6 protein-coding genes are annotated in these 6,979 nt (G+C 39.0%); 4 read left to right on the top strand and 2 right to left on the bottom strand.

Annotated features, from left to right (window positions below):
• Window positions 1-515, top strand: a 515-nt coding sequence (locus tag JW962_03290; protein ID MBN1374326.1) for a hypothetical protein, incomplete at its 5' end; no start/stop codon positions are given.
• 156 nt (window positions 516-671) lie between these two features.
• On the opposite strand, the gene JW962_03285 is transcribed toward JW962_03290, so the two are convergent.
• Both JW962_03285 and JW962_03280 read right to left on the bottom strand, forming a co-directional pair.
• Window positions 672-1,442 carry a glycosyltransferase gene (locus JW962_03285; protein MBN1374325.1) on the bottom strand — a complete coding sequence of 257 codons (771 nt, stop codon included), beginning with the start codon at window positions 1,440-1,442 and terminating at the stop codon, window positions 672-674.
• Window positions 1,423-2,187 carry a glycosyltransferase gene (locus JW962_03280; GenBank protein MBN1374324.1) on the bottom strand — a complete coding sequence of 255 codons (765 nt, stop codon included), beginning with the start codon at window positions 2,185-2,187 and terminating at the stop codon, window positions 1,423-1,425. Before JW962_03280 ends, JW962_03285 begins: the two co-directional genes overlap by 20 nt.
• A 135-nt stretch (window positions 2,188-2,322) precedes the next feature.
• On the opposite strand from JW962_03280, the gene JW962_03275 reads away from it, so the two are divergent.
• The 3 genes from JW962_03275 to JW962_03265 all read left to right on the top strand — a co-directional run bounded on the left by JW962_03275 (window position 2,323) and on the right by JW962_03265 (window position 6,971).
• On the top strand, window positions 2,323-5,142 hold the full coding sequence (locus tag JW962_03275; GenBank protein MBN1374323.1) for a class I tRNA ligase family protein: 2,820 nt from the start codon (window positions 2,323-2,325) through the stop codon (window positions 5,140-5,142).
• Window positions 5,143-5,314: 172 nt separating this feature from the next.
• Window positions 5,315-5,767, top strand: coding sequence for a hypothetical protein (locus JW962_03270; protein ID MBN1374322.1), 453 nt, complete (start codon window positions 5,315-5,317; stop codon window positions 5,765-5,767).
• A gap of 82 nt (window positions 5,768-5,849) precedes the next feature.
• On the top strand, window positions 5,850-6,971 hold the full coding sequence (locus JW962_03265) for an ATP-binding protein (GenBank protein MBN1374321.1): 1,122 nt from the start codon (window positions 5,850-5,852) through the stop codon (window positions 6,969-6,971).
• Window positions 6,972-6,979: the final 8 nt, after the last annotated feature.

Below are 6,979 nucleotides of genomic sequence, written 5' to 3'. Positions count from 1 at the left end.
AAGGTTTATCCGTTAGTCAATATCTAGATAGGCTTCGTGATCAAGGAGAGTTTCTTGATACACAAATACTTCGTGATGCTGGGGATAATGTAGGGTCTTTGATGGAGGGGTCTTGGACGCAACTTGAGGAGTATTTATACGGTGTTTCGGGTGTAAATAGTGCCGGGAACGGGAATGTTTTCGATTCTGATTCGTTTTGGAAAAATGTTGCCAACCTAAGAGAAAAAATTAACGATATTAGACATGGCCCTGTAATTTTTGGTAATGAAGTTACCTGTTTTGGTGATTGGCAAAGTAGGTTGGTAACTCAGGTTTTGGGTTGGATAAGTGGTGAGAAAGTTAGTGACATGGCTATGCGCGATCGTTTAACGTGTCTCAACCAGCTTTTGGTTGATAAAGGATATACTTTTCGGTTGGGTAGGAATGAAGAAATAGTTGTAAACGAAGGTGAAACTTGGACTATTAGGGAGGTAAAAACGGCCTTTTCAAAGTTAGGCTTGACTCCATTTGATTAGCAATTGATTGAACTTGTTTTACTGTTCAATTGTTTCACTATTTCACTGCTATCCCAATACAGTCATCTGTTGCCCAGTATGTTCTCAGAGAACCCCTTGCTTGTTTTGCTTTCTTGTTAAGGTGAATCTCTGCTCACATACCGGGCTTCCAGAGTATTACTTCACTGTTTTCCCCCCGAGCTTTCCATAAACTTTCGCAGCCCAGGCATAAATCTTTTTTCTATATTTTACTCCCAAGATTACGGCTAAAATTCCGATCACACCGGCTAAAAAGACTTTAACACTGGATTTAGGGGTCTCGTGACGACGGCCCGATGTAATTGCCTGTAAGTCTAGAACTTTGTATTTATAGCCGCACTTTCTTAACATTCTTATAAATACGGAATCTTCGGCGTGAAGAATTTCTTCGGGAAATCCGCCGTATTTATCAAAAACATCACGTTTTATTATCATAATGGCGCCACACTGCAGGTTAACACAAGTATTTAAGCGGGAAAGTGAGTTCCCTAGCTTTGTAAGGGCATTCATTACTCTTGCTGGTAAGGTTTTGAGTGACTCTTCATCGTATGATACGGTTGACGAGGCTACATCCAGCTCCTCTTCGGTAAATTGGGTGTAAGCTCTTTTTAAAAGTTGCTTGTCCGGAAGAATGACGTCAGCATCTATAAAGAAAAGAATCGGTTGTGTAGCAATTTTTGCTCCGTTGTTACGACCCTTTGCTGGCATTCCACCCTTGGTTATAATTGCACTAAATCTTTTGGCAATTTCTACGGTTTTGTCTGTGGAATTATTATCTGCAACTATAATTTCGGTAGGCTGAAATTCCTGACAACTTATACTTTGCAGAAGTCGTGGCAATAATAATTCTTCGTTCTTTGTAGGAATAATTATTGATATTGGAAGCCTGTTATTCATTTGAGTTTTCACTTCCACCTAGTTTACCGTAAATTTTGGCGGCTTTTTGTGAAACTTCGGAAAGTTTTTTTATTCCAAACCAGAGCGCAATCCCCATTATTACCCCTGCAATTGCTGAGTTTATGAGTTTTTTAGGAGTGTCAAATCTTCTGCCGGACAGGGTAATGTCTAGAGGAAGCACAGTATATTTGTATCCCAGTTTTTCCGCTCTACGGAAAAGCTCTATGTCTTCGGCGTTTTTCAGGTCCTCTCGGAATCCACCCAGGTTACTAAATACGTCTTTCTTGACGGCCACAAACCAACCACCCTGTATGTTAAATTTAGGATTTATTGTTGAGACTTTTTTAATCATTGTGTTTGTTTTGTCGGCAAACTTTGATGAAATATGAGTTTGGGCCTCTTCGTCGAGTCTGGATCTGCTTGATACAATGTCAAATTTACCTTTCTGAAATTGAATATAGGCTTCGCACAATGTATAAGGATCGGTAAGAAATGCATCGGCATCGATAAAAACAAGAACAGGTTGAGTTGCATGACTTGCTCCGCGATTTCGTCCCTGCGAGACTGTTCCGCCCTTTACTACCTTGTAACCAAACCTTTCTGCTATTTCACGGGTCTTGTCATTGGTGCGGGGACTGTCTGCAATAATTACTTCTGAAGGTTGAAACTCCTGGTTTTTAATGCTTTGCAATAACCGTGGTAGATATTTCTCTTCGTTATATGTCGGTATTATTATTGATATCGGTAATTTGTCCATAATGAAAGATATTGTATCATTTTCCATTGTTGATGTGTGAATTGTTAAGGGACGGGACAAGTCTTAAGACATGTCCCTACAATAATTGATTGATTTAATATATAATTCCCACATCTAATTTACTTTTCTACCGTAATGGCACTTTCCCAAGGACCATACGATCCAAAAGAAGTTGAGCCAAGAATCTTAAAGAATTGGCTGGATCGTAACTATTACAAGCCCGAATTTGATCCTAAAACAGGGAAGGTTGTCACCGTAGAAGAGCTCAAATCCGACGAAACCGAGACTTTTTGCCTTATTAATCCTCCGCCAAATGCCTACGATCGTCCACATATTGGGAACGTTTCCGGATATGCCTATCAAGACGTGTTTGCAAGATACAATCGAATGAAGGGCAAAAAAGTGTTAATGCTTCCCGGAAAAGATCATGCAGGACAGGAGGGTGAGGCTGTTTTTATTAAAAATAAACTTATGCCCGAAGGTAAGTCCAAAGCCGATTTTACCCGCGAAGAGTTCTACAAAATCTGTTACAAACATAACGAAGAAAACATGGATAAGGCTCTAAAAGATGAACAAACAATCGGGCTTTCATCTGATTTTGACCGGAATGTTTTTACGCTTGATCCCCGAATTGTAGATACAGTTTTAGAAACCTTTATTCAAATGTATAAAGACAACATGGTTTATAAAGGGGTTCGAATTATCAACTGGTCAACTGGAATGGGCAGTGCAATTTCCGATAACGACACTGCACGTAAGGAACGTGAGTCCGAGCTTACTTATGTTAAATATCCGCTTGTTCCAGAAGGTAAAAGAGTCTGGCAGCTTTCATTCTACAACGAAACCACAGTTGAGGCGCTTTTAAATGGCTCAAAAACAGTTGAAACAAGGGCACTTAACCCGGAAGAAGGGTGGCGGTATTTTGGCGAAATTAAATCTGATGACATAATTGTAGCCGTTAATAAGTCAAAAGCTTGGGAATCGCATTTGTTTTTTGTGGAATCTGTTCGTATTTATAAAGATGCAATCGAGTTTTTCAATAAAGAGGATTTTAAAAAGATATATACCGATAAGTCCAGAATTCCGAAAAGTGTTGATGAAATGATTACTCATTATAACGAATTAGCCGAAGGTTATGGTGAAAAACTTAGGAAAAATGGTGCAATTGCAATAACAATTAAGCAATTAAGCAACGAGACAATTAAGCAATGGGAATGCATTACCGTTGCAACAAGTCGACCTGAGACAATGCTAGGTGATACCGCGGTTGTTGTGCATCCGGATGATGACAGATATAAAGATTTGATTGGAAGGTACGCACTTCTTCCTCTTGTAAACAGATCAATTCCTGTTATTGCAAACAGTAAAGTTGACAAAGATTTCGGTACCGGTGCAGTTAAGTTGACCCCAGCTCATTCGCCCGATGACTACTACATGACACTTGAGTGGAGTGCACTTGGAAAACAACTTGAATGCGAGAAGAATAATGACGGGAAGGTAAGAACCGATGCGTTGGGGTATGTTAGACCCGATGTGTGGAAGGAAATTCGTAATACCGTTGGCGAAATTGATTACATAAACGTTATCTGGAAGGACAGTAAAATGTGTGGACCAATTGGAAAGTACAAGGGATTAAATGTTGACGCCTGTAGAAGTGAAGTTTCAAAAGATCTTGAAAGGCTTGGTTTAATAGAAAGGGTAGAGAAAATAAAACAGAATGTAACAATTTGTGATCGTACAAAGTCTATTGTGGAGCCGATAATGAGTAGCCAGTGGTTTATCGATATCAACAAGAAGAATTTTAAACAAAATGCGATTAAGGCTTTGCAAGCCGGACTAGAGGATCCAAGTTCTGAGATAGCTGTTAACGTTCATCCGTCAAATATGGCTAAAAAAGCAATCTACTGGCTCAAAAACCTTAGAGACTGGCCAATTTCTCGGTCAATCTGGTGGGGATACCGTATTCCCGTATGGTACAAGGGCGAACCCTCTGAAACGGTTACTGATTCGGGAAAAATACAGCAGACAATTGGTGGAGTGGAAGTTTCCGACATGAAGGAAGCGTACGACAAGGAGCTTTTAAAGGTTCAGGTGGAATCGCCCAAAGGGGATGGTTGGATTCAAGATCCTGATTGTCTTGACACTTGGTTTAGTTCGGGCCAATGGCCGTATGCGACGCTTAAGGCGTGGGGTATTTTAGACAAGTTCTATCCAACTGACGTTTTGGATACGGCATATGACATTCTTGAAGCCTGGGTTTGCAGGATGATTATGTTTGGATTTTACACCCAAGGTAAGCGACCTTTTAAAGATGTGTATCTTCATGGACTTGTGCGTGCAGAAGATGGTCAAAAAATGAGTAAGTCAAAGGGAAATGCTGTTTCAATCGACGATATCATTGAAAAATATGGGGTTGATACTTTACGAATGTTTTTTATATCAGGAAATAAGGCTGGTGCCAGCTATAATGTTGATTACAACAAAATCGAGGGATACCGAAGATTCTTAAACAAGCTTTGGAACGCAAGCAAATTTGTTTTATCAAATTGTAGGGATGGGTCTTTGACCCGTCCTGTGGATTCCAGCGGCATAAAAGAGGCATCCAATAAACAAATTTGTGAGCATGTAGCCGCATTACAGAAAAAGATTGCCGGGCTAATGGATGATTTTGAAATAGGCTTGGCCCTTTACGAGCTTACAAATGAATTTTGGCACAGCTTCTGCGACATTCACATTGAGGCATCAAAAGCACATATTTACGACAAGCGTGACAAAGAAACAAAAGAAGTGTTAAGTTCTCCAATGGAAGAAGAGAAGGTCGAAACCGTGGCCACCTTAACCTGGGCGCTTAGGCAGTATCTTAAAATGCTTCATCCGTTTATTCCTTTTATCACTGAAGAGCTTTGGCAAGGAATTTATGGGGAAGAAAAAACATTAATGTTTGAGAAGTGGTAATTGAGTTCTACACAAGATTTTGGGATTAATATTGGGACGGCGTTCTATTCACAGTTTTCCGTAACCTTTTCCCGTCTTTTGAAATTTAGAAATAAGCTTCAAATACTGATTTGACAATAGGAATATATATATATACTTGATCAAGGTTAGTTTTTTAAGCAAGATCGTCAGTATGGGCAACATTGAATCCTGTTCATTGGTTAAGAGTACAGACCAAATGGGCGTTTACCGTGTTGAGTGGGACGGTGTTGAAAGTCCGATCGAGAAGGTGGAGGTGGGAGTTTCGGGTATTAAATTTGGTTTAGCTTGGGGCCGGCTTCAATTTTTGAGTGGAATCTCGGGCACTCAAATAATTCTTGATGTCACTGATGAGTCTCCTTATACTCTTTTCCTAGGTTATGACGCAGGTGAAGCGTACATTGATATGCAGGCAAATCAATTAATGATTCGGTTAAATCCGGCTACGCGTCCAGAAGGCTTGGAACTTTTCCTGTCGGGTGTAATTCGTATGGCCACGGCAGTAGGAACTGCAATTCCATTTTCATCAGGAAATAAGGCTACCAAAATGACAGAAATTATAACGGATTGTGGGGAACTTTTTACTGCTGCGTTAACTTCTCGATAAATCCGTCCATGATTTTGGGCAAATTTGTGGAGTGCGACTCCATAAATTTGACTGAATTTGTGGAGTGTGGTATCGTGTTTTTATGATAAAGCGAATTTTTGACCTAAGCAAATTAATAAGAAGGGGCAAAGTATTAATAATGTATGGGCCAAGGCAGGTTGGTAAGACCACCTTAATAAAAAGCTACTTAGATACCACAACGTTAAAATATCGATACGATACTGGCGATAATGCTGAACTATCCAAAGAGCTGGCAAAATGCACTTATGATTCTACTGATAATCATGTGGAACATTATGAACTGATTGTTATTGATGAAGCTCAAAAGATCCCTAATATTGGAACAGCGCTAAAGCTAATGGTGGATAGATATCCTAACAAGTTTTTTATTGCTACCGGCTCATCTTCCTTTGATTTAGCAAATAAAACAGGTGAGTCTCTAACGGGTAGAAAAAGACTTCTAACGCTGTACCCAATATCGCAACTAGAATTAAAAAAAGAATATGCGCCGTCCGAATTGCATACAAACCTAAAAAAGTACTTAATTTATGGTACTTATCCTGAGGTAATTTCATTAAAAACCGATTCAGAAAAAGAGGAGGTATTAAAATTAATAGCCAATTCATATTTGTTAAAAGACATTTTAGAGTTTGATAGAATCAAAAACTCTGAAAAAATCTACAATCTTCTCAAACTGTTGGCATTTCAGGTAGGGAGTGAAGTGTCCGCAAATGAACTGTCAAGGCAATTAGGAATTGATACCAAAACAGTATTTTACTACCTGGATTTATTAGAAAAGTCATTTGTAATATTCTCTTTGTCAGGATTTTCAAGGAACCTGCGAAAAGAAGTGACAAAGACATCTAAGTATTACTTTTACGATAATGGTATTAGAAATGCTGTTATATCCGCTTTTAACAGATTAACTGATAGAAATGACATCGGCCAGCTTTGGGAAAACTTTATTATGATAGAAAGGATGAAACGCAATAATTACATGGGATTTGGTACAAATTATTATTTTTGGAGGACGTATGAACAACAAGAGATTGACCTTGTCGAAGAAAATAGTGGAAAGTTGTTTGGATATGAGTTTAAGTGGAATGATAAAAAAGTAAAACCTCCTAAATTATGGTTGGAAACATACAGTGAAGCAAGCTTTAACCTAGTTAATAGGGATAATTACCTAGACTTCATAGCCTAGTTGTTGAG

This window comes from Candidatus Dojkabacteria bacterium, from assembly GCA_016927995.1.
Lineage (GTDB): Bacteria > Patescibacteriota > Dojkabacteria > JAFGLO01 > JAFGLO01 > JAFGLO01.
The sequence above is the reverse complement of the archived record's forward strand: the minus strand, read 5'-3'. Positions and strand labels throughout refer to the sequence as shown.